Source organism: Shinella sp. HY16 (assembly GCF_028534175.1).
In the GTDB taxonomy this organism is placed as follows: Bacteria; Pseudomonadota; Alphaproteobacteria; order Rhizobiales; family Rhizobiaceae; genus Shinella.
In genome coordinates this window covers 214071-238204 of sequence record NZ_JAHYXL010000003.1, presented here as the reverse complement: position 1 = coordinate 238204, position 24134 = coordinate 214071, and the positions used below count along the sequence as shown (strand labels likewise).

13 protein-coding genes are annotated in these 24134 nt (G+C 66.7%); 7 read left to right on the top strand and 6 right to left on the bottom strand.

Going from position 1 to position 24134, the window contains the following annotated elements; genetic code table 11:
- The first annotated feature begins 87 nt into the window (after positions 1-87).
- From K0P03_RS27510 to K0P03_RS27495, 4 genes are all read left to right on the top strand, one after another.
- Entirely contained in the window at positions 88-528 is a 441-nt protein-coding gene (locus tag K0P03_RS27510; protein ID WP_272791236.1) for a hypothetical protein, read from the top strand.
- Positions 525-2744: a glycosyltransferase gene (locus K0P03_RS27505; RefSeq protein WP_272791235.1), complete on the top strand. Its 2220-nt coding sequence runs from the start codon at positions 525-527 to the stop codon at positions 2742-2744. Before K0P03_RS27510 ends, K0P03_RS27505 begins: the two co-directional genes overlap by 4 nt.
- A gap of 8 nt (positions 2745-2752) precedes the next feature.
- Positions 2753-4630: a methyltransferase domain-containing protein gene (locus K0P03_RS27500; RefSeq protein WP_272791234.1), complete on the top strand. Its 1878-nt coding sequence runs from the start codon at positions 2753-2755 to the stop codon at positions 4628-4630.
- An 86-nt stretch (positions 4631-4716) separates the two neighbouring features.
- On the top strand, positions 4717-6807 hold the full coding sequence (locus K0P03_RS27495) for a caspase family protein (RefSeq protein WP_272791233.1): 2091 nt from the start codon (positions 4717-4719) through the stop codon (positions 6805-6807).
- Here the strand turns inward: K0P03_RS27495 and K0P03_RS27490 are convergent.
- Complete coding sequence (locus K0P03_RS27490; protein ID WP_272791232.1) at positions 6800-7087, bottom strand: hypothetical protein; 288 nt, start codon at positions 7085-7087, stop codon at positions 6800-6802. The genes K0P03_RS27495 and K0P03_RS27490 overlap by 8 nt on opposite strands.
- A complete protein-coding gene (locus tag K0P03_RS27485; RefSeq protein ID WP_272791231.1) occupies positions 7084-9378 on the bottom strand; it encodes an FdhF/YdeP family oxidoreductase in 2295 nt (764 codons plus the stop codon). Before K0P03_RS27485 ends, K0P03_RS27490 begins: the two co-directional genes overlap by 4 nt.
- 163 nt (positions 9379-9541) lie before the next feature.
- Here K0P03_RS27485 and K0P03_RS27480 point away from each other — a divergent pair, with 163 nt between their 5' ends.
- The 3 genes from K0P03_RS27480 (at position 9542) to K0P03_RS27470 (ending at position 19012) form a co-directional block, all read left to right on the top strand.
- Complete coding sequence (locus K0P03_RS27480; protein WP_050744833.1) at positions 9542-10018, top strand: GNAT family N-acetyltransferase; 477 nt, start codon at positions 9542-9544, stop codon at positions 10016-10018.
- A gap of 5 nt (positions 10019-10023) precedes the next feature.
- Complete coding sequence (locus K0P03_RS27475; protein WP_272791230.1) at positions 10024-12039, top strand: beta-N-acetylhexosaminidase; 2016 nt, start codon at positions 10024-10026, stop codon at positions 12037-12039.
- 187 nt (positions 12040-12226) lie between these two features.
- Positions 12227-19012 (top strand): beta strand repeat-containing protein, encoded by a 6786-nt coding sequence (locus K0P03_RS27470; RefSeq protein ID WP_272791229.1) that lies wholly within the window; start codon positions 12227-12229, stop codon positions 19010-19012.
- An 82-nt stretch (positions 19013-19094) separates the two neighbouring features.
- Here the strand turns inward: K0P03_RS27470 and K0P03_RS27465 are convergent, their stop codons facing one another.
- Genes K0P03_RS27465 through K0P03_RS27450 form a run of 4 tightly spaced genes read right to left on the bottom strand, consistent with a single transcriptional unit; the run spans position 19095 to position 24125 of the window.
- Entirely contained in the window at positions 19095-20093 is a 999-nt protein-coding gene (locus K0P03_RS27465) for a hypothetical protein (RefSeq protein ID WP_272791228.1), read from the bottom strand.
- Positions 20090-21778, bottom strand: a complete 1689-nt coding sequence (locus K0P03_RS27460) for a glycerol-3-phosphate dehydrogenase/oxidase (RefSeq protein WP_272791399.1) — start codon at positions 21776-21778, stop codon at positions 20090-20092. The genes K0P03_RS27465 and K0P03_RS27460 overlap by 4 nt, the downstream gene beginning before the upstream one ends.
- 38 nt (positions 21779-21816) lie before the next feature.
- Positions 21817-22593 carry a DeoR/GlpR family DNA-binding transcription regulator gene (locus tag K0P03_RS27455; RefSeq protein WP_023512106.1) on the bottom strand — a complete coding sequence of 259 codons (777 nt, stop codon included), beginning with the start codon at positions 22591-22593 and terminating at the stop codon, positions 21817-21819.
- On the bottom strand, positions 22590-24125 hold the full coding sequence (locus K0P03_RS27450; protein WP_272791226.1) for an FGGY-family carbohydrate kinase: 1536 nt from the start codon (positions 24123-24125) through the stop codon (positions 22590-22592). Before K0P03_RS27450 ends, K0P03_RS27455 begins: the two co-directional genes overlap by 4 nt.
- Positions 24126-24134 lie beyond the last annotated feature (9 nt).

Genomic DNA, 24134 nt, shown 5'->3' with positions numbered 1-24134 from the left:
CCTTCGTTGACAGCGCCGGGTCCCGGCAATAGCCTTCATCCAGAGGCGCTTTCAGGCCCGCCCCGGCGGGATCGAGGGGGAGGCGAAATGGGGATCTTCGGCTGGTTGCCGCAACGCGGCCCTAAGCCTGCCACACCGGACGAAGTGCCGGCGCAAACCCTCGCCATCTACGCCTCGCAACCGGCGCTCAGCACGATCATCGTTACGCTCATCGGCGTCGAGGCGGAGCAGATCGACGAGATCATCGACGTGACGGCCCGTCGCTTCGGCACGAAGCACAAGATCGTCTATCTCACCGACAGCCTCGACTTCATGCGGTTCCGCGACAGGAACGCCATCTTCGAATACCTGCCCTCCACCCTCGAACAGAAGCTGCACGCCGCCGAAATCTCCTGGAACGCCTATCTGGCCAAACGCTGGCGTCTCCTCATGTCGAAATGGCAGCCGGTGCATGTCATCAGCTACGGCCAGAACATCGACACCTTCCTTGCCGCAGCCCCTGCAATGACGGCGCGGACCGATCGATGAGCACCGCGCTCGACGTCCTCTTCGTTGCGGATGTTCGCTTCGAGGGAGGGACGTCGACGGCACTCGCCGTGGAAATCCGTACCGCCGCACGCGCAGGCCTGCGCACAGGGTTGCTCGCCGTCAAAGGACCGCTGCTCGGTCTGCCCTTCCCCATGCACCCGGACCTGCGGCGCCTGATCGATGAAGGATTGACCGAGCGCATCGACCCCGACATGCGCCTCCACGCCCGCCTCGTGCTGATCCATCACCCGACGATCGTCGAGAACCGCCCGACGCGCCCGCTGTCGATCACCACGGACAAACTGCTGATCATCCTGCACCACCCGATGTATGACGGAGACGGCCGCCGACAGTACGACCTCGAACGCGTCGTTGCCCATGCCTGCGACGCCTTCGGCAGCGATGTGTTCCTGGCGCCGGTCAGCGCCGTCGTGCGCGACAGCCTTCCGCGCCGCCTGCCGCCCTATGCGCTTATACTGGAGGAGGACTGGGGCAATCTCATCGACCTTGACGACTGGGCGGCAAAACCGGCCCGAGAGCCCGCCTATCCCGTCGTCATCGGGCGACACTCACGCCCCGACCCGTTGAAGTGGCCGACCGCCGAGGACGTGCTGCTCGCCTACCCGGCCGACGGCGCACGGTTTCGCGTGCGCGCGCTCGGCGCCGATACTTTCCTCACTGAAAAATACGGCGCGATCCCGCCGAACTGGGAGCTGGTGCCCTTCACCTGGGACGGTGTTCCGGCCTTCCTCGGCACGCTCGATTTCTATGTCTACTTCCATGATCCGGCCTGGTCGGAGGCCTTCGGGCGGACGATCCTTGAAGCGCTCGCGACTGGTCTTGTCGTCATCCTGCCCCCGCATTTCGCGCTGCTGTTCGGAAAGGCAGCGATCTACGGCGAACCTCAAGATGTCGAGCGCCTCATCGATGGCTTCGTGAACGACCCGGAGCGCTACCGGTCGCAATGTATGCAGGCCCGCCGCTTCGTCGAAAACAACCACGACGCGGCGATCTACGCCGACCGCCTCACCCGCATCATGGGGACGCCGGAAGAGGCGCCATCCTTCGGTGGCAGGCTCTTTCCGGCCCTGCCGCAACGCAATGTGCTCTTTGCCTCCAGCAACGGCATCGGCGTCGGACACCTCACCCAGCAGCTCGCCGTCGCGCAGCGGCTGCCGTCGGGTCTGACACCGGTCTTCGCCACCATGTCCTATTCCATGAAGGCGGCCGTACAGCAGGGCTACCAGGCGCATTTCCTGCCGCATCACCGCATCCTCGATGCCGACCCCGAGGACTGGAACACCTGCCTTGCCGAGGAGCTGTTCGAACTCATCGCCCATCTGCGCCCCGCTGTCTTCGCCTATGATGCGACGGCGGTTTTCGAAGGCGTCACCCGGGCGCTCGGCGCGTTTCCCGATCTCTTCAAGATCTGGGTGCGGCGACCGCTCTGGCGGGAATCCCACCGGGTGTTCCTCGACTTCACCGACCATTTCGATGCGGTGATCGAACCCGGCGAGCTGGCGGAAACCTTCGATCACGGCCCAACCGCAGCCTGCCGCAGGGAAACCTTCCTCGTGCCGCCCGTCCTGCAGCTCGACCCGGCCGACCGCATGGCACGCGAAAGCGCGCGGGCCGCGCTGGGCCTGCCCGAAGGCATAACCGTCGTCGCCTTCCAGCTCGGCTCGGGCGCCAATTTCGACATGCGGGATATTCGCAGCGCGCTGCTCGCCGAAGTGCTGCGCCGCCCCGACACGATCGCGCTCGAGATCCGCTCGCCGATCACGCCCGACGCCGCCGACCTCGAAAGGCTGGGCGAGCGGCACCGGGTGGTCGAGCTCTTCCCGAGCTTCCGCTTCAGCAACGCCTTCGACGCGGCGATCACCGCGGCCGGCTACAACACCTTTCACGAACAGGTGCTCGGCGCCGTCCCGACACTGTTCGTGCCCAACGAAGCCGACGAGATGGACCTGCAGGCAAGCCGCGCCCGCTGGGCGGAACTCACCGGCCGCGGCTGGCTGATGCGCCGCGACTACGACCTCGGCTTTGCCGCGGCCCATGTCGAGCGCCTGCTGGATCCGGTGGAACGAGAGAGCGTGGTGCGCCGCTGCCGGTCTATCACCTGGACGAACGGCGCCCGCGACATCGCCCGTTACGTGGAGGACCATGCCCGGATCGTCCGGACCGACTGGGACATCACCAAGCTCGACAGCCTGTGAGGACGACGGTGGCCTCGCCAACCTGCAACATCTGCGGCAGTCCGGTCTTCGGGGATACCTATGGCGAGAAGGACAGCGCCTTCCTGCGCCGAAACGTGCGCTGCGAGGGTTGCGGTTCGCTGGAGCGTCACCGGCTGATCTTCGAGGTGCTGCGCCTGCGCGGCCTCCTGTCGGGAAATCGCCGCATCCTGCACCTCGCTCCCGAAGAGTGCCTCGCCACCCCCTTTCGAAACCGCTTCGGCAGCAGCTATCTCAGCGCCGACATCGACCCCGGCCAATTCCCTTTCGCCGTCACCCGTCTCGATCTCTGCCGCGATCTTCCAACCCTTGCCCCGGCTTCCTTCGATATCGTGCTGCACAACCATGTGCTCGAACACGTCGCCTGCGACTATCGCGCCGTCGCCGCCGGCCTCCACCGTTTGGTGAAACCCGGCGGCCTGCATGTTTTCAGCATCCCCTTCCTCGAAGGCGGCTTCCGGGAGGCGCTGGAGGGGCGGACCGGGGCCGAGCGCACGGCACGCTTCGGCCAGTCGGATCATATGCGCATCTTCTCTCCGGAAGATCTCGCCGGCACGCTCGGCGCGGTCCTGCCGCTGCCTGCGGATTACGACGCGACCCGCCTCGTTCCCGCAGAACGGCTTCTCGCCATCAACGTCCCGGAAACGGCCTGGCGCGGCTTCAACAACAGTGCCGTCTTCTTCATCGAAAGGCTGGAGGATCGGCCGATCCTCGATGAGCGGGCGGCAACGGCGCAGCCGGCAAGCCCTGTCCCTCTCTCTGATCGTCCCGACGGCATCCTGTTCGTCTCGGCGAACGGCATCGGCCAGGGCCATCTCACCCGCCAGCTTGCGGTCGCAAGACGGCTGAAACACCGCCCGGCCGCCTTCCTGACCATGAGCTACAGCGCAGGCATCGTGCGCGATCTCGGCTTTCCGGTGCATTTCGTGCCGCATCATGGGCTGACCGGCGAGGAGCCCGCCGCCTGGAACGACCGGCTCGCCGCGGAAATCGGTCTGCTGCTCGAAGCCCATCACGCCACTACCCTCGTCTACGACGTCAATTTCGTCTTCGACGGCGTCATCAAGGCCCTCGGCCATCATCCCGGCGTGCAGGCCATCTGGATCCGGCGCGGAATGTGGCCGGCACACCATGAGAGCTATATCGGTGCCGGCGCGCATTTCCCCATCATCATCGAACCGGACGACTATGCCGGCGAATACGATGGCGGGCCGACCGCAGCCGACCGAGCAAAGACCCGGCTGGTACCTCCGATGCTGCTGATCGACCCGTCGGAGCGCCTGGCGCGTGATGCGGCGCGACAAACACTCGGCCTGCCACAGACAGCCACCGTCGTCCTTCTCGACCTCTCCCGTTCCGCCAATCCCGATCTCATGCGTCTTCACACCCGGCTGCTGGACGACCTCCTTGCGAGGGCCGACCTGCATGTGCTGGAACTACAATCCCCCCTGACCGGAAAGACCGCGCCCCGCCATCCCGAACGCCACCACCGGCTCATGCGCCACCCCGCCTATGCCGTAAGCCGCGCCTGGGACGCCGCGATCGTGCGGGCTGGCTACAACACGTTCCATGAGAACATTGCAGGTGGCATTCCCACCCTCTTCGTGCCGGACGAAAGCCCGGACATGGACCGGCAGGTCGATCGCGCACGCTGGGCCGAGAGCCGCGGTGCAGCCTTGCTGCATCGCGTTGCGGACGACGAGGCGCACCTCTCCGCCGCCCTCGGCAGACTGCTTCGTGCCGACGTGCAAGCTAATTTGGCAACGGCGTGCGCAGGCATCGCCGAGGCCGGAGATGGCTGGCGGAACGGCGCTGAAACGCTGGCGCGCATGCTGGAAGGCAGTTTTGAGGACAGGGACGCAGAATAACGCCGGGCTGCATCCCGTCTTGTCCAGTATCGGGCCGGAGGACTATGCTAGCCTCCTGCCAGGATCTTCATGGGGTGGCGATGCTCATGCAAAGATTGTGTCTTCTTCTCGTTCTGTTTTTCTCGATGGCGACCGCGGCGTTCGCCGCCGCAGACAACCGCGTCGCGCTGGTGATCGGCAACGGCAAATATACCGATCTTCCGCGCCTGCCCAATGCGCAGAGCGACGCCAAGCTGATGGAGAAGGCGCTCTCCGCCGCCGGCTTCAAGATCGTCTCGGTCATCGACGGCGACCGCCAGCAGATGGTTCGCGCGCTGAAGAGCCTGACCGAGGCGCTGACGCCGGAAACCAATCTCGTCGTCTACTATGCCGGCCACGGCATCCAGTTCGCCGACGAGAACTACCTGATCCCGACGGACAGCCAGCTCACCTCCTCTTCCGACCTGCCGCTCGAAGCCTTCAGCCTGAAGATGATCACCGAGCAGATCGAGCGCGCCCGCCCACGCATCGCCGTGTTCATCGTCGATGCCTGCCGCAACAATCCGCTGGAGACCAACCGCTCGGCGGGCACGGCGGCCAATGACGGCGCAACACGCGGCCTTGCGCGTGCCACCGGGCCGCTGGGCACCTTCATCGCCTTCGCCACCGCACCGGGAAAGGTCGCGACGGACGGCACGAAGGGTAACAGTCCCTTCACGCGGGCACTCGCCGACTTCATCACCGCGCCGGGCCTGCCCATCGAGCAGGTCTTCAAGCGGGTGCGCGAGCGGGTTGTCGAGGAGACCGGCGGCGAGCAGGTACCGTGGGACAATTCCTCGCTGACCAAGGACTTCTTCTTCACCGACGCCCTGCCGGAAGTGCCGAAGTTCTCCGCGGAAGCAACCAAGGATGCCGAAGCCTGGCAGGCAGCCGCCGACGGCGACACGACCAAAAGCTACCAATCCTACCTCGCCGCTTTCCCCCAGGGCCTCTTTGCCGACATCGCCGAAATGCGCGTCGATACGCTGACCGAAGCGAACAAGCCGAAGGAGGAGAAGGAACAGGAGGTTGCGGCTCTGCCGGTCGATCGCAGCATCAATGCGGCCGAGGACCTTCTGATGTGGAACGGCATCCAGGCGAACGGCACCGCCGACCAGTATCGCGGCTATCTCGAAAAATTCCCCGAGGGCGTCTTCGCCAAGCTCGCCCGGCTGCGGCTGGAAGATGCGACGAAGGGCTCCGACGAGACCGTGCCGGCGATCTCCGGCCGCGTCACGGCGAATTACGAGGAATTCGCCCAGAACCCGCTCTACCCCGAGATCACCGAGTGCGACCGCGAGGCCGGCCATGTGCAGGAGATCGCCGACCCCGCCGTCGGCGTCTATTTCAAGCAGATCAAGCCGGAAACTGCGGTGCCGGCCTGCATGACGGCGCTCAAGCAGTTTCCCGACAGCCTGCGCATCCTCATGAACTACGGCCGCGCCATCGATGCCGCCGGCCGGCATGACGAGGCTCGGGAAATCTACCGGACCGGCGCCAGTGCCGGCTTTCCGATCGCCTATCGTTCGCTGGGCGACGTCTATCGCGACGGCCGCGGCATCGAGAAGAACCTGACGGAAGCCCGCTACTGGTATGTGCTGGGGGCGGCGAAGAAGAACGTCTTCGCCGAGTTCAACCTTGCCTTGATCTACGAGAACGGTCTCGGCGTGACGGCCGATCCGCAGAAGGCGGCCTACTGGCTCTGGCGGGCGGCAAAACAGGGATTCGCGCCCGCCATGGAGAAGCTCTCGGCCTATTATCTCGACGGCAAGGCCGTGCCGAAGGACGTCGCCCAGGCGGAGATCCTGCTGACGGGCGCCGCAGAAATGGGCCATATCTATGCCGAGCTCCGGCTCGGGGACCTCTATCTCGACGGCAGCGCCCTGAAAAAGAACCCCGCCGCCGGCGCCGAATGGGTCGGCAAAGCGGCAAGACAGGGCTACAACGAGGCACAGTTCCGGCTTGCCACGCTCTATCTCGACGGCACAGGCCTCAAGAAAGATGCCGGGCAGGCACTCAACTGGTTCACGCTGGCAAAAGCCAACGGCGTCGAACGGGCGGGAGAGATCGTGGCGGCGCTCGGCGAAAAGCTCGGAGGAAAGGCCATCAGGAAGGCCGAAAAATTCGCGGCCGGCTTCCAGCCCACGGCCGTCAAATAGGCACGACTGCGGCCGGTCCGAGGCAATAGTGGGTCCGCATCGTGCGCGCATCCCGCCCGTCGATGCAGACCACACCGCGCTCGGCCAACGCGTTCAATTCCCTCAGCACAAGGGCGTGGGCAAGGCCGAGGCGGTTGGCGAACGTGCGGCTGTCGCTCGCGACGCCCATGCGAGCGGCCGCGACGAGCGCGGCCTGGATGCCCGTCAGCCGAGGATCCTCGCCCTGCACGCGGGCGACGAGCGCCAGGAAATCCCAGGCCTCCCTCGCCTTGCCGCTCACGCGGCCTCGCGCCTGCGGAAGGAGACCATGATCGACTTGGAGGTCGGCGTGTCGCTTTCCTCCCCGGCGCTGGAGAGCGGCACCAGCACGTTCAGCTCCGGATAGTAGCCCGCGATGCTGCCGCGCGGCACGTCATAGGGCACGAAGCGGAAATCGCGCGCCACGCGTTCGATCCCGTCGTTGTGAGCGCCGACGACGTCCACCCGGTCACCGGCTTCCGCCTCCATGGCCTTCAGGTCCTCGGGATGGATGAAGATGACCTGCCGTTCGCCGTAGACGCCGCGGTAGCGGTCGTCGAGGCCGTAGACGGTCGTATTGTACTGGTCGTGCGAGCGGAACGTCTGCAGCGCGAAGCGCCCGCCGGCCTTGCGCGCCCGTTGGTGCACCGTCTCCTCCGGCAGCGGGCCGGAGAAAAAGGAGGCCTTGCCGGCAGGCGTATCCCATTCCCGGTGCGACGCCGCATTGCGCAGGAGGAAGCCGCGCGGCTTGCGCAGGCGCGTGTTGTAATCCGTAAAGCCCGGAATGGTCGCCTCGATATGGTCGCGGATGCGGTCATAGTCTTCCGCAAGCGCACTCCAGCGCACGATGCCGCTGCCGACCGTCGCCTCGGCGATGCCGGCGATGATCGCCACTTCCGATTTCAGATGCGGCGAGGCGGGCCGGTTGATACCGGCCGAGCCATGCACCATGCTCATCGAATCCTCGACGCTGATCAGCTGGGAATTGCCGTTGGGCGCAAGGTCCATCTCGGTGCGGCCAAGGCAGGGCAGGATGAAGGACACCTCTCCCGGCATCAGGTGCGAGTGGTTGGGCTTCGTGGCGATGTTCACCGTCAGCTTGAGCCGGCGCAGCGCCGTTTCCACCAGCGTGCTGTCCGGCGTCGCGCGGGCGAAATTACCGCCGAGGCCGATGAAGGCCTCCGCCGAGCCATCCAGCATGGCACCGATTGCCGACAGCACATTGTGCCCGTGTTTGCGCGGTGGGGAAAAGCCGAACTCCCGCTCCAGCGCATCGAGGAAAGCTTCCGGCGGCTTCTCGTTGATGCCGACCGTGCGGTCGCCCTGCACGTTGGAATGACCGCGCACCGGGCAGAGACCTGCTCCCGGCCGGCCGATATTGCCGCGCAGGAACATGAAGTTGGCGATCTCGCGGATCGTCGCGACGGAATGCACATGCTGCGTCACGCCCATCGCCCAGGTGCAGATGACGCGCTCGGCCTGCATGTAAACCGCCGCCGCACGTTCGATCTCGGCCCGTGTCAGGCCGGATTGGTCCTCGATCTCGGACCAGCCGGTCGCCTCGACCGCGGCACGATAGGCGGAAAAATCCACGCACTGTTCGGCAAGGAAAGCATGGTCGAGCACCGGCGGCAGGCCCGCCGCAACCGCCGCGTCCTCCGCTGCAAGCACCGCCTTTGCCATGCCGCGCACGGCCGCCATGTCACCGCCGAGCTGCGGCTGGAAATAGTGGCTGGCAATGTCGGTCGAGCCGCCGCGCAGCATCTCGATCTTGTCCTGCGGATCGGAGAAGCGCTCCAGGCCCCGCTCGCGGATCGGATTGAAGACGACGATGCGCGCGCCGCGCAGGGCCGCCCGGCGCAGGTCCCCCAGCATGCGCGGGTGATTGGTCCCGGGGTTCTGGCCGATCACGAAGATCGCGTCCGCCGCCTCGAAATCCTCGAGCAACACCGTTCCCTTGCCGACGCCGATCGCCTGGCGCAGCGCAACGCCGCTCGCCTCGTGGCACATGTTCGAGCAATCGGGAAAATTGTTCGTGCCGTAGAGGCGGACGAAGAGCTGATAGAGATAGGCCGCTTCGTTGCTGGCGCGGCCGGAAGTGTAGAACTCCGCACGATCAGGATTGTCGAGGCTCTTCAGGATGTTGCCGATTTCTGTGAAAGCATCGCCCCAGGCGACCGGCAGATAGCGGTCGCTCGCCGCGTCATAGCGCATCGGATGGGTGAGGCGGCCATGGAGTTCCAGCTCGTAGTCGCTCAGCTTGCGCAGGTCCGCGACCGTATGGGCGGCGAAGAAGGCGGGCGTGGCCCGCTTTTCCGTCGCCTCCCAGGCAACCGCCTTCACGCCGTTCTCGCAGAATTCGAAGGAAGAGCCGTGCTCGGGATCCCCCCAGGCACAGCCCGGGCAATCGAACCCGTCCGGCTGGTTCGCCTTCAGCATGGCCCTGGCGCCCGACAGCGGCGTACCGCTTTCAAGCAGTCGCTTGCCACAGCTTTTCAACGCCCCCCAGCCACCGGCCGCGGAGGATTTCTTTCCGATAAAACGAGTATCCATAAATCAGGTATTTGCCATTCGTCAGCATTGATCAAGGGGCCAGTTCGAATGGCTTGATAGGGAATTCCTATCGCCATCGGCCACACAAAATCTGGCAGTTTGCCTGAATCACGGCGATTGACTACCAATCCTCTAAGGGGATCACCGAACCGGAGGCGTGGCCTTGGACTATCTCGTCAATCTCTCGCGTCTTGATCCCGACCCGGCGCTCGATGCCCGGATGACGCAGGCCGGCGTGACGATCCGCAGGGCCCTTGCGCCCGAAGCCAGGCTCGTCACCGACTGGGTGGCGGATACGTTCGGCAATGGCTGGGCCAGCGAGACCGCGGTCGCGCTGACGCGCCAGCCACCCACCGTCTTCATCGCAACCCGCGAGCGCCGGCTCGTCGGTTTCGCCTGTCATGAAGCGATCGCCCGCGGCTTTTTCGGGCCGACGGGGGTGGAAGCGGACGCGCGCGGGCTCGGCATCGGCCACGCCCTGTTGCTTGCCAGCCTCTTCGACCTGAAGGCGATGGGATACGGCTACGCGATCATCGGCGATGTCGGACCTTCGGCCTTCTACGAGAAGACGGTCAATGCCATGCCGATCCCGGACTCGGCGCCCGGTATCTATGCCGGCATGCTGCCGGTCCAGGGATGATTGCCATGCCGGCGCATGACCTCTACGGCCTTACGCTCGAAACCGTCTGGATCCCGGCCGCGGGAGAGCAGGCGATGGCCTACCGGCTCACGTTGCACAACGACGGGGCGACCGCCATCGACAATTTCCGCCTGTGCTTCAGCGGCCCCTGTCAGGTCGATGCCACGGCAACCGCGGAGGGCGGCCATATCGGCCGGCGGCTTTCAACCTTCACGGAGCTGCTGCCGCCGGAAGGGCTGGAGCTTGGCGCCGGCGCGAGCTGGACCGTCACCATCCATGGCCTGTCCTGGCCATTCCAGCACTGGACGGATGGTGCACGCGGCGCCTATCTGCTCTTTCCCGACGGCGGCACGCGCCAGGTCGCCACCACGCCGACGAAGCGCATGGGCGGCAACGCTGCGCCGAAACGGGGCATGGAGCCCTATCCCGTGCCCGCCAGACCACCGGCACCGGTTTCGGTCATCCCCTGGCCGAACCATGTCGCGCTCACCCGCCTCGGCCCCGTCCCCGCCGGCCTGACGCTTCTTACGGAAGATGCCATGGCAACGGCGGCGGCGGCAGCATTCCGGCGGCTGACCGAAGCACTTTTCGCCGCCGAAGGCATCGTCCGCGCTGCCGAGGAGGGCGGACTGCCGGTGCATTTCCACATACGGAAAACGCTCGCCGCCGAGGCGCATGAACTGGTCTTCACACCCGGCTCCGTCGCCATTCACGCCTCCGGGCAAACCGGATTCCTCTATGGGCTCATCACGCTCGGTCAGATCTGGCGCGGCGCGCATCATTATCCGCACGCCTTCGGGTTTCCGGCAGAAGGACAGATCGCCGATGCGCCGGCGATGAGCTGGCGCGGGCTGCATCTCGACGTGGCACGCCGGTTCTACGGCGCAGCGGAAATCCGGCGGCTGCTTTCCATTCTCGCCTGGAACAAGCTCAACCGCTTCCACTGGCACCTCTCCGACGACGAGGCCTGGCGGGTCGAGATCGATGCCTATCCGGCACTGACGGCAATAAGTGCCTGGCGCGGCGAAGGTCTTGCCATTCCGCCTTTGCTCGGTACCGGCGCGGAACGCAGCGGCGGCTACTACAGCAAGGCTGCCATCCGCGACATCGTCGGACATGCCCAGGACTACGGTATCGAGATCGTGCCGGAAATCGACATGCCCGGCCATTGCCATGCCCTGCAAATAGCCATCCCCGAGCTCCGCGATCCCGACGAGCGGGGCAGCTATCATTCGGTCCAGGGCTTTGCCGACAATTGCCTCAACCCCGCACGCGAGACGACCTACCGTGTCGTGGAAACGATCCTTGCGGAACTGATCGCGCTTTTCCCCTTCCGAACCATCCACATCGGTGCAGACGAAGTCCCGATCGGCGCGTGGTCCGGCTCGCCGGAGGCGCTCGCGAAACTGTCCGAAATCGCCGGAAGGGACATGAGCGAAGCCCATGCGAAACGGCTCAACGTGATCACCAACACGCACGGCGCCGATGCCATCGAAGGGTCCGGCGCGGCGGCGTTGCAGGCGATCTTCCTCAGGCGCATCCAGGCATTCCTCACCGCACAGGGCTGCACCACCGGCGGCTGGCAGGAAGCCGCGCACGGCAACATCATCGACAAGGACACGACCTATCTCTGCGGCTGGCGGGACGTCGCGGCCTCGGCGGCACTTGCCGACGAGGGCTACACGATGGTCGTCTGCCCAGGCCAGGCCTATTATCTCGACATGGCGCATTCGGCCGACTGGGACGAGCCGGGAGCAAGCTGGGCTGGCGCCTCGACGCCAGAAATGACCTACGCTTTCGATCCCGTCTCCGGCTGGAACGAGGCGCAGAAGGCCAGACTGCTCGGCGTGCAGGCCTGCATCTGGTCAGAGCCGATGCTCGACCGCGCCGTCTTCGACCGTCTCGTCTTCCCCCGCCTCTCGGCCGTCGCCGAAACCGGCTGGACCCGACCGGAACACAAATCCTGGCGGCGTTTCCAGGCTTCCGCAGGCCTCATGCCGGTGCTTTACGGCGCCGCGTAGAACACCGGCCGGCAGGCGCACCCTTCGGCCGTCCCGCGCGGGCAGGAAAGCCCGCAAACTCCCGGGAAATCAGGCATTCCGCCCCGCAACCTCCACGTACAGGTTCAGGCAAGCTCGCGATTGTATCGAAAATCAGCCGAATGGTGAATTTGCTGTTCTTTCGATTCCATATTTCAGGACTTTGCCCATGACGTCGATCGTGCCCACCCTGAGCATCGCCCAGATCAAGCAACTCTCCACTTCGGCAATCCTGGCCTGGACGACGGAGGACGTCGCCTCGCTCTCCACGAGCCAGCTCAATGCCTTCTCTTCCAAGCAGATCGCGGCGCTGGAAGTGGAGGACATCGAGACCCTCAACACCCGACAGCTGAGCGCCATTTCGCAAAGCGCCATCATCGGCCTGTCGCTCGACCAGCTCAGCGCTCTCGACAAAATCGCCATCGAGAATCTTGCCCCCTCCCAGGTCGCCGCCCTCACCGCGACCCAGATGAAAGGCCTGTCGTCCGAGCAGGCGGAGGCGCTGACGGTCTCGCAGGTCCGCATGCTGAGCGCCGCCCAGCTCGCCGCCCTCGACCCCGCGGATATCGCGACCTTCTCCACCGACGACATGGCGGCCATCAGCTACAAGGCCGTTCAGCTTCTCGGCACCGCGGCCATCGCCGCCCTTTCCTCCGAACAGATCAGCGCCCTGACGCCGCTCGCCATCGCGGGCTTCACGCCGGCGCAGACCACCTCGCTGACCCCGGAACAGATCGCAGCGCTCACGACGGCGCAGGTCGCACTCCTCAAGCCGACGCAGATCGCGGCACTCAGCGCCGAAGCGGTTGCCGCCTTCAGCGAGACACAGATCGCAGCGCTCAGCACCAGCGCGCTGACAGGTCTCCGATCGACCCAGATCAGCGCCATGAACACCGCGCAGATCGAGGCATTGACCCCGGCGCAGGTCCGCGCGCTTACCGGCCAGCAGCTTACGGCCATGGGATCGTCCGGCCTTGCCACCTTCTCCAGCCAGGATATCGCGGCGATCTCCAGCCGTGCCGTTCCCAGCCTCAGCATCGGCGTCATCGCCGCACTCTCCGCCGACCAGATCGAGGCGCTCAGCCCGTCCGCCATCCAGGCCCTGACGGTGATGCAGATCAATGCCCTCAGCCCGGCCCAGATCGAGCTCTTCACGTCCACCCAGGTGCGCGGGATGAACATGGCGCAGATCGGCGCGCTCGGTGCCGACGATATCGCCGCGCTCTCCAGCGACGCCCTCGCCGCCATCAACAACACTGCGCTGAAGGGGCTCAACACCGCCGCCGTCGCCGCCCTTTCGCAGGCGCAGATCGAGGCACTGTCGACGGCGCAGATCAACGCGCTTTCCGCAAGACAGATCGCCGCGCTCGGCGCCGCCGGCATCGCGCTGTTCTCCACGCTCCAGATCGCCGCCGTCAACAGCAGCGCCATCCCCGGCCTGACGACCGCCCAGATCGCCGTCCTCGCCAGCGACCAGGTCGAAGCCCTCTCGCCGGTGCAGGCCAAGGCGCTCACCGCAACCCAGATCGCCGCGCTCGAAGCCGATGACCTTGCGGTGTTCTCGACCGCCGACATCGCCGCCCTCTCGGCGAGCGCCGTAACGGGCCTTTCCACCGGCACGATTGCCAGCCTTTCCACCGACCAGATCGCCGCGCTCAGCGTGAAATCGATCCCCGGCCTCTCGACGCAGCAGATCGCCGCGCTCGAAGTCGCACAGGCCGAAGCCCTCACGGTCACGCAGGTCAAGGCGCTGACGGCCCGGCAGGTCGGCGTTCTCTCTCCCGAGGCGCTGGAAACTTTCTCGACTGCCGATATCGCCGCGCTTTCGGTCAACGCGCTTTCCAGCCTCGGCAGCGACTCCATCTCCCGCCTCACCCCCGAGCAGATCGCGGCACTCACGACCGGCCAGATCACGGCCCTCAAATCGTCGCAGCTCGCCGCGCTCACCACCGAGCAGGTCGAGGCCTTCACGCCCAATCAGGTCCGCGCCATGAGCGCCGTCCAGCTCGCCGCACTGACGCCGGACGCCATCGCCACCTTCTCGACCGCGGACATGGCGGCCATCAGCAATCGCGGCATTTCCGGCCTCAGCACGGCCGCCGTCGCGACCCTCACCACCGACCAGATCGCCGCGCTCAGCGGCGGCGCGCTCGGCAGCCTGACGGGTGCGCAGATCCGCGCCCTCGAAGCCGAACAGATCGAGGCGCTTTCCACCGCCCAGGTCGCGGCACTCGGCGCGACACAGCTTTCAGCCCTCGGCCCCGAAGACATGGCGATGCTCACCGAAGCACATATCGCCGCGATCAATGCCAAGGCCATCTCCGGCCTCAGCAGTGAGGCCATCGCCGCGCTTTCCACCGACCAGATCGCGGCCCTCGGAACCAGCGCCATCGCCAGCCTGAAGTCGACGCAGATCGCCGCCCTCACCCCCGAGCAGGTCGAGGCCTTCTCGCCGGTGCAGGTCCGCGCGCTCAGCGCCCAGCAGATCGCGTTCCTCGGCGCGGACGACCTTGCCACCTTCTCGACGGAGGACATAGCGGCGATCAATGCCAAGGCGATGCAGGGCATCACGTCCGATGCCTTCATCGGGCTTTCGGACGAGCAGGTCGGCGCGCTGTCGACCGCGCAGATCGCCGGCCTTTCCGCCAAGCAGTTCTCCGGGATGGACGGAACGGTCCTCGCCTCGCTCACCACCGGCCAGATCGCAGCCCTCAGTGCCAGTGTCATCGCTATCCTTTCGCCCAGCCAGATCGAAGCGCTGAGCACGGCACAGATCGAGGCCCTGACCCCGACCCAGGTCAAGGCGCTGAGTGCCAACCAGCTTGCCGCGTTGACCGCGGCCGACATCGCGACCTTCTCGAGCGCCGACCTTGCGGCCATCAGCAGCCGGGCGATTTCCGGGCTTGATGCCGATGTGCTCACCGGCCTTTCGGCCAGCCAGATCGCCGCCCTCGACCGCTATGCGATCCCGGGCATGAGCGCCCGGCAGATCGAGGCGCTGTCCTCTGCCCAGATCGCCGCCCTCACCACCGCCCAGATCGCCAGCCTCACCCCCACGCAGGCCGGCGCCTTCGAGGTGGAAGACATCCGGGCGCTTTCGACCGCGCAGGTCGCCGCCCTTTCCTTCCGCGCCATTCCCGGCCTGAGTGCCGGCTCCATCACCGCGCTCTCCTCCGATCAGCTTGCCGCCCTCAGCACGAGCAGCATGACGGGCCTGACCAGCAGCCAGCTCGATGCGCTGACCTCGCAGCAGGTGAGCCAGCTCTCCACCGCCCAGCTGCGGGCGCTGAACGCCACCCAGCTCGCCGGCCTTGACGACGACATCGACGTGCTCTCCACCGCGCAGATCGCCAGTCTCAACCCGGCCGCCATCAGCGGCCTCACCACGAACCAGATGGCGGGCCTCACCTCCGAGCAGGTCGCGGCCCTGACCACGGCACAGATCGGCGGGCTCAACTCCGGACAGGTCGGTGCCCTCAGCCCCGCCGACATCGCCTCGCTGACGAGCGCCCAGATCAATGCGCTCAGCGGCGTCGGCATTTCAGGCCTGACCGCAAACCAGATCGCAGCACTCACCACGGCACAGATCAACGCCCTCAACAACCGCCAGATGGCGGCACTCTCCTCCGCGCAGATCGCCGCGCTGGGAACCGACAACGTGGCGGCACTGACCACGGCTCAGATCGCCGCGCTCAATGCCGGCAGCATCGCGGGCTTCACCTCCGAACAGCTCGCCACCCTTTCCACCGCCCAGGCCGAAGCGCTGACCAGCGCGCAGGTGGGCTCCCTCAAGTCCGACCAGATCAGCGAACTCGGCACCGACGACATCGCCACCTTCTCGCCGAGGGATATCGGCATGATCAGCTCCGGCGCGATCGCCGGGCTGTCTCCGGCCGCAATCGCCGCGCTCTCGACGGCACAGATCGCCGCCTTCAGCACCGCCGCTATCGGCGCGATGAGCGCCCAGCAGCTCGCCGCCCTCTCCACCGCCCAGGCCGAAGCCCTGACCAGCCAGCAGGTTGCGGCCCTCAGCTCCGCCCAGCTCGCCACCTTCGGTGCCGATGACCTCGCCACCTTCTCGACCCGGGATATCGCCGCCATCGGCTCGAACGCCATTGCCGGTATCTCGACCGAAACGCTCGCGGCCCTTTCGACCGCCCAGATCGCAGCCTTCAGCACCGCCGGTATCGGCGGCATGACGGCACGGCAGTTCGAAGCGCTCAGCGTCGCCCAGGCCGAGGCACTCACCAGCACCCAGATCGGCGCAATGAGCTCGGCGCAGCTTGCGGCCTTCGGGACCGACGACATCGCCACCTTCTCGACGCGAGAGATCGCCGCCATCGGCGCAAACGCGGTCTCCGGCCTCTCGACGGCCGCAATCGCGAACCTCTCGACGGCGCAGGTGGCAGCCCTCAGCACCGCTGCGATCGGCGGCCTTGCAACCCGCCAGATCCAGGCCCTCACCAGCGCCCAGCTCGACGCCCTGTCGCCTGCCCAGGTTCGTGCCCTCGATGCCCGGCAGATCGCAACGCTCGGCACGGAATACATTGCCGCGCTTTCGACGGAGCAGGTTGCCGCCCTCAGCACGGCCGCCATTGCCGGCCTCTCCACCGACCAGATCGCGGCGCTCTCCACCGCCCAGGCCGAGGCCCTGAGCAGCAAGCAGGTCGCGGCCCTCACCTCGCGCCAGATCGCGGCGCTCGATCTCGACGACCTCGACACCTTCTCCGTCGCCGACATGGCCGCCATCAGCTCCAGCGCGATGTCGGGCCTGTCGACCGACATGCTCGCCTCGCTGACGACGAGCCAGATCGCCGCGCTCGGCCCGGCCGGCCTTTCCGGCATGACGAGCAGCCAGATCGCCGCCCTTTCCACCGATCAGGTCGGTGCGCTCACCACGGCCCAGCTCGCCGCCCTCGGGTCGAAGCAGACCGCAGCGCTCAGCACGGACGACATCGCCGCCCTTTCCCCAGCGCAGATCGCCGCCCTCGGCTCGGCCGGTGTTTCCGGCCTCACCACGGACCAGATTTCCGTCCTGTCCACCAGCCAGGCCGAGGCGCTGACCAGCGGCCAGATCGCCGCACTGAGTTCCAGCCAGGTCGCCGCCTTCAGCGCCGACACGATGGAGACCTTCACCGCCGCCGAGATGGCCGCAATCACATCAGGCGCGGTCTCCGGCCTGTCGGCGGCAACCATCGCGGCCCTGACGACGGCGCAGATCGCAGCGCTGAACGGGGCCGGCCTGACATCCACACAGGTCAACGCCCTCAGCAGCGACCAGCTGGAGGCGCTGACCAAGACCCAGCTCGCCGCCTTCGGATCGGCACAGATCGGCGCGCTCGGTACGGACGACATCGCAGTCCTCTCGCCCGAGCAGATCGCCGCCCTCGGCACGGCCGGCATCGCCGCCCTATCCACCGCGCAGGTCGCAGCGCTTTCCAGCAGCCAGGCGGAGGCCCTGACCAGCAAGCAGGTCGCCGCGCTGAATTCGCATCAGATCGCAGCGCTTGAGGCCGAAGACCTCGAACTGTTCTCGACGGCCGATCTTGCCGCGATCAATTCACGGGCCATGTCCGGTCTGTCGACGGCAACGCTCGCCGCGCTCAGCCCCGAGCAGATCGCCGCCTTCAGCCCCTCCGGCATTTCCGGCCTGTCGAGCGCCCAGATCGGCGCGCTGACCGCCGACCAGGTCGAGGCGCTGACAAGCGCCCAGGTCGGCGCCCTGAGCTCGCAGCAGATCGCGGCGCTCGATGCGGATGACATCGCGCTGTTCTCGACGGCCGACATGGCGGCCATCAGCTCGAGCGCGATTGCCGGCCTGTCGCCGGCGGTGCTTGCCGGCTTCTCGGCCAGCCAGATCGCCGCACTCAGCGCTGCGGGGATCGGCGGGCTCACCACAAGCCAGGTCGCCGCCCTCACCTCCGCTCAGGTCGCCGGGCTTTCCACCCAGCAGCTGGGAGCCCTCACCTCCAAGCAGGTTGCCGCCCTCGATGCCATCGACGTCAGCGCACTGACGCCTGCCCAGATCGCAGCGCTCAGCACGGGCGGTGTGGCCGGTCTTACCAGCACGCAGACCGGCGGCCTGACGCTGGAACAGGTCGAAGCGCTCACGACAAGCCAGATCGCGGCCCTCGGTTCATCCGCCCTTGCAGGCCTTTCGACCGAGGCGCTCGACACGTTCTCGCACGGCAAGCTCGCCGCGATCAGCGCCAGCGCGATCAAGGGCCTGCCGCCGGGCTATATGGCGACGCTCTCCGAAGGTGAAATCGCCGCCCTCGGCACGGCAGCGATCTCCGGCCTCAGCAGTGCCCAGATCGCAGCACTCAGCACCGCACAGGTCGAGGCGTTGTCGCTGGCCCAGATCGCCGCGCTGAGCCTGCCGGGCATTGCCGGCCTCACCTCCGCACAGATGCAGACCATCTCCTCCGAGGAGCTGGCGGCTATCGGCACGGCAGCCATCCGCGGGCTTTCGAGCGGCACGATCGGCGCACTGTCGACGGCGTCGATCGCAGCCCTGTCGACGGCTCAGGTCGCCGCTCTCACCTATGGCCAGATGTCGGCACTCGGCGCCCAGCAGGTGGGGGCGCTCTCGTCCGACCAGATCGGTGCGCTGACGGCGACACAGGCCGCGGCCCTCGGTGCCGACGACCTCGCCACGTTCTCGGCTGAGGATATCATCTCGCTGAGCTCAAGCGCGATTTCCGGCCTCGGCACGGCGACACTCGCCGGTCTTTCCACCGAGCAGGCTGCCGCCTTCACGCCCGGCCAGCTTGCCGCCATGACCTCGGCACAGATCAACGCCCTGCCGCAAGGTGGCGGGGGCGCACAGAACTTCGCTTCTCCGCCCATGAGCGACGAGTCTGCAGCGGAAGATCCGAGCTCTGCAGAGCCCAAGGCCGAGAGCGATGCGCAATCGGAGATCGCGTCGATCATCTCCTCCTACCTCACGGTCTGATCAAGCGACAAAGCCTGAAAACACGTTCGCCCCGGCAAGCCGGGGCGAACTGCATTTCGATCGACCGCTTCTGCGCAGACGGCTACGGGCTACCGTCTTCCCTCAGCGCCGCATCGGTGATCGTGTTGTCGAGGTCGAGCGCGCGGTCCGGCTTCAGGCCGAACCGCTGCAGGTCGCCGTGATAGCCGCGAACGGCTTCCGCCGGCGTCACGTTTCGGTTCGCGACGGCGCGCATCCAGGTCGTCAGCGACAGCTGGTGTTCGGCAAGGTTGATCTTGCGGCCGAAAATGGCGAGGCGGGCGCCGCTCGCCTCGGCGCGGGCGACCATTTCCATCGCATCGCGATGCGTGCCGCTCGCCCCGCCCATCACGCCGACGACGACAGTGTCGTCATGGGCGACCAGCTCCTCGAGCGCGCGGCGGCCGTTATAGACGATCTTCAGGAACTCCGGCCGCTCGACGCGCGTGAGGCTCGCCAAAGCCCGCACGATGCAGTCGTTCACGAAGGCGCCGGTCTCGGCAACGCCGAAGCCCGTTGCGGCATTCGGATTGAACACTTCGAGGAAATGCCGCTTGCCGGCGGTGCGTGCGTCGGCGCGGAAGGTCCGGTAGGCCTCCAGCATGGCGACGTCTGCAACGGCATCGTTGTTGAAGGTCATCGAGAACAGGCAGAGCTCAGCCTGCGCGCGCAGAAGATCGGCGCCGCGATAGGGCTGAGCCGGCGTCTCGCGATAGCGGCCGCCGCGGATGTTGAGCCAGACGTCGGTCGTCTCGTTGGCACGAAAGGCCGGCGTCACGGGGCTGCCGTCGAAGCTGCCGCGCTCGACGAGCCGCTCGATGTTGCTCGCAGAGCCCAGCATGACATCGACGGCCTTTTCCGCGATAAGGGTTTCCATCTCGGCGAGGAACTCCCGGCGCGTGCGGCTGCCGGCCGCGATCCCGTCTGCGCCGCGGCGAAAACCCGTCGTCAGGATGCCGCCGGAAATGTCGGCATCCTTGGCATCGACGAGGATGAAATCACCCGATCGGTAGGTGCCGGCGCGGATGCGCGCCATCTTCTCGTCGTAGCTCTTGGGCATCATGTCAGATCAACTCCATGGAAGGTCTTCAGCCGCGCGCGAACGGCGGCGATTTCATCGGCACGGCGGGCCACATCCCAGCCGAACGTCTCTCCCGCCTGGACGGCGAGCGCTTCGACCAGTCGCGCCGTCAGACGGCCGGTCACGGCAAGCGTCGTGCGACGGAAGGCCAGGTCCGCCAGCGAGCCGACCTGCTCGTTGCGCAGCACGTAATCCACCTCGCCGGTGCTGTAGTCCGGAGCGTCGGGAAGCGGCGCATCGGCCGGAACCGCGGCGACATGCGCCGCAACGACCCGCGCCGTGGTGCCGTAGTGGGCGAAGAGATCGCCGACGCGCTTCTCCGCAAGCCCGGTTTCCCGTGCGAGACCGGCAATCCACGCCTGCTTTCCCGCCTCGGTCTTCGGATAGTCACGCCCCCCGCCGATGGCGAGGTCTCGGGTCGAGGCCTTGCGGCCTGCGCCAAGGCGCTTCAGCAGCATGTCCGCCACTTCTTCCGCATAGCCCCGGAAGGTCGTCCACTTGCCGCCGACGAGCGAATAGACCGGATAGGGTCGGCCGGCGGCGGGTTCGAGGACCGGCGTCGCGTGGTCGCGGGTGATGAGGCCCGGATCCTTCGCATCGGAAGCCGGCAGTGGGCGGATACCGCTATAGACATAGACGATCTGGTCGCGAGAGAAGCGAAGCTTCGGCAGGAGCCTGCGCAGGCTTTCGAGGAGGTATTCCACCTCGTCGGGCTCGCAACGCACCGTATCGGGATTGGCCGCTTTGATGTCGGTCGAGCCGGCAAGGGCACGGCCGAGATATTCGAAGACCAGGCAGATGCGCCCGTCATCCGCCTCGAAATAGATCATCCGTCCCTTCAATTCCTTCAACAGGTCAGGATGGTCGAGCAAAATATGCGACCCCTTGGTGCCGCCGATCATGCGCGAGGGTTCGCCGAGGATGGCGTTCACCTCGTCGATCCAGGGACCGGCCGCATTGACGACGATCTTCGGTCGGATCGTCGCCGCCGCCTCGCCGGTGAGGCTTTTGACCGTCAGAGCGCCGTCCGCGGCGCGCTCCAGCCCGACATGGTTGAGCGCAGCGGACCGCGGGCTGTCGGCAAGGCCGTCGCGCACGAGTTCGAGGATCAGGCGCTCGGGATGGGTGACGGTGGCGTCGTAATAGGTGCCCGTCGCCACGATATCGGGCGTCAGCGCCGGCAGATCGCGCAGCGAGGCAGCCCGGCTTGCCGTCGAATGGCGCGGCATGACGCGGTGGCGCGCGCCATAGAAGTCGTAGAGCATCAGGCCGATCTTGACGAGCAGCGCGCCGCGGCTGCGCGGGGCGCTCTTCGAGCCGAACAGCGTGCGCAGCGCCGCGCCGATGCCCTTCGTCCAGGAGAAGATCGGGATCAGCGTCGGCAGCGGCTTGACGTAGTGCGGCGCATTGGCGAGCAGCAGGTTGCGCTCCAGCGTCGACTGCGCGACGAGGCGGAACTCGCCCGTCTCGAGATATTTCAGCCCGCCGTGGATGAGACGGGAGGGCGCCGCGCTGGTGCCGGCGGCATAATCATTCTTCTCGATCAGCAGGCAGTCGAGCCCCTGGGCCGTCAGGTCGCGGAAAAGGCCCGCGCCGTTGACGCCCGCCCCGACGATGAGAACGTCGACCGTGCCGCGCGCCGCCATCGCCGCCATCCGTTCGCCCATGCCGCCGGGAAAGGCGGCGGCGCCTGCTGCTGTCGCATTCATGTACTCTTGCCCATTTTCACGATTTCGAGTTTGACGCCGGCGTCTTTCAGACGCGCCCTCACCGCTTCGTCGACCCGGTCCGTCGTCAGCACGACGTCGAAGGCGGTCAGATCGCTCAGCACGTTGAGGGCGACCTTGCCGAATTTCGAGGAATCGACGAGCAGGATCTTGCGGCTCGACGAGGCCATCATCGCCTGCTTGACCTTGGTAACCTGCGCGTCCTGGATGAACGCCGTCACGCCGTCGATGGCAGAGGCGGAACAGAAGAGAACGTTCGCCCGAAGGCTTGATACCGCCTTCTCACAGGTGATGCCGATATAGGCGTTGTAGTTGCGGTGGTACTTGCCGCCGAGGCTGATCAGTTCCACTTCTTCGGCCTCGATCAGCTTGCCGGTCGAAATGTAGCTGTTCGTGATGACGGTGAGCGGATGGGCCTCCGGCAGCAGGTCCGCAAGTGCGCAGGCCGTGGAAGAATCGTCGAGCATCACGGCCTGTCCGGCCTCGACATAGGCCATGGCGGCGCGGGCGAGCGCTTCCTTCTCCCCCTTGCCCACCGTCTCGCGGTAGCGGAACGTGCTTTCGTAAAGACCGGAAGGCTGGACTGTGACCATGCCGTGCAGCTTACGCAGCACACCCTGCTGGGCGAGCGCGTCGATATGCCGGTGAATGGTCATGCGCGACACGCCGAAATGCTCGACGAGATCCTCGATGCGCGCCTGGCCGGCCCTCATGATGTAGTCGGCAATCTCCTCGCGCCGTGCTTCCGCCTTCATCCGTCCACTCCCCTTGACCGTTTTGCGAGATCCTCGATGGCCCGCCAGTGGGGCGCCATCCCGTCCGCAAGCTGTCTATAGAGATTGTAGCGCTCGGCAAGCCGGGCGCTGCGCACCGCATCCGGCTGGTAGGAACGCAGGATACGGGTCGTCGCTGCCGCGCCGGTTTCCGGGCTCGCATAGAGCCCGACCGCAGTACCGGCGACGAGCGCCGCACCCCAGGCGGCCGCCTCGTCGGCGGAGGAAACGTCGACGGCGAGCCCCGTCGCGTCGGCGAACATCTGCGCCAGAACCGGGCTGCGCGCGCCACCGCCGCTGATGCGCATGCGCTCCACCGGCACGCGCGACAGGAGGTCGTCGATGTGGAGCTTGTGGTTGAAGACGATGCCTTCCAGCACGGCCTTCAGAAGGTCGCCGCGCTCGTGCCAGCCGTGCATGCCAAAGAAGCCGGCGCTTGCACCGCTGCCGAAGGGCGAGCCGAAGAGGAAGGGATGGAAGACGATGTCCGACGGCTTTTCCAGCGCTCGCGCAAGTTCCGGCTGCAGCAGCGTATGGATGTCGGTCGCCTCGTGCTCGGCCCTTTCCGAAAGGTCGCGGCAGAAATTGTCGAGGAACCAGTCGTAGTTCGCGGTGGAGGCCGGGGAGATGGCCATTGAATTCCACCAGCCCTTGCGGATGCCGTTGCGGCAGAACCAGCGCGGATCGGCCATCGGTTCCTCGGTGACCAGCTCGTTGATCGAATAGGTCCCGGCGACGACCGCCAGCAGACCCGGCGCATGGCCGCCGATGCCGAGCGCCGAGGCCGTCACGTCGTGCAGGCCGGCGGCAACGGGCGTGCCCTCGAGGAGGCCGGTCGCTGCCGCCGCGTCGCGCGTTACCGTACCGATGATCTCATCCGGCCGCGCAACAGGTGGAAGGGCCGGCCAGAGGTCGCCGAGGCCGAAGACCTCCAGCGCCGCCCTGTCGAAGGCCTGCGTGCGCACATTGGTGAAGCTCGTGCTCGCCTCGGTCAGATCGGTGCCGACGACACCGGTCAGGCAGAAGCGCAGCCAGTCCTTGCAGGTGAAGACATGGCCGATGGCGCGGTAGCGCTCCGGCTCGTGCTGCCGGATATGGGCAAGCAGGGCCGAGGGCGCCGAGGCGTGGGCGGTCTGGCCGGTCAGCTCCAGCGCGCGTCGCGCCACGCCGTCCTTCTCCCACGCATCGATGATCCCGCCGGCGCGGCTGTCGAGCGAGAGGATGCCGGCGCCGAGCGGGCGCTTGTCACCGTCGAGCAGGTAGAGACCGTCGCCATGGGCGGTGGCCGCGATGGCCGTGATATCGCCGGCCGGCCGGCCGCTCTTCTCGATCGCCTCACGGATCGCCTCGGCGGTCGCGGTCCACAGGCCCGCCATGTCGCGCTCGACATGGCGCGGCTCGGGGAAAGACTGCGGCACCCGCCGCCGCGCGACGGCGACCGGCGTGCCGTCCTCCTCGAAAATCACCGCCTTGGTGACCGTGAGGCCATTATCGATGCCCAGAAGCAGCGCCATCGTTCTCTC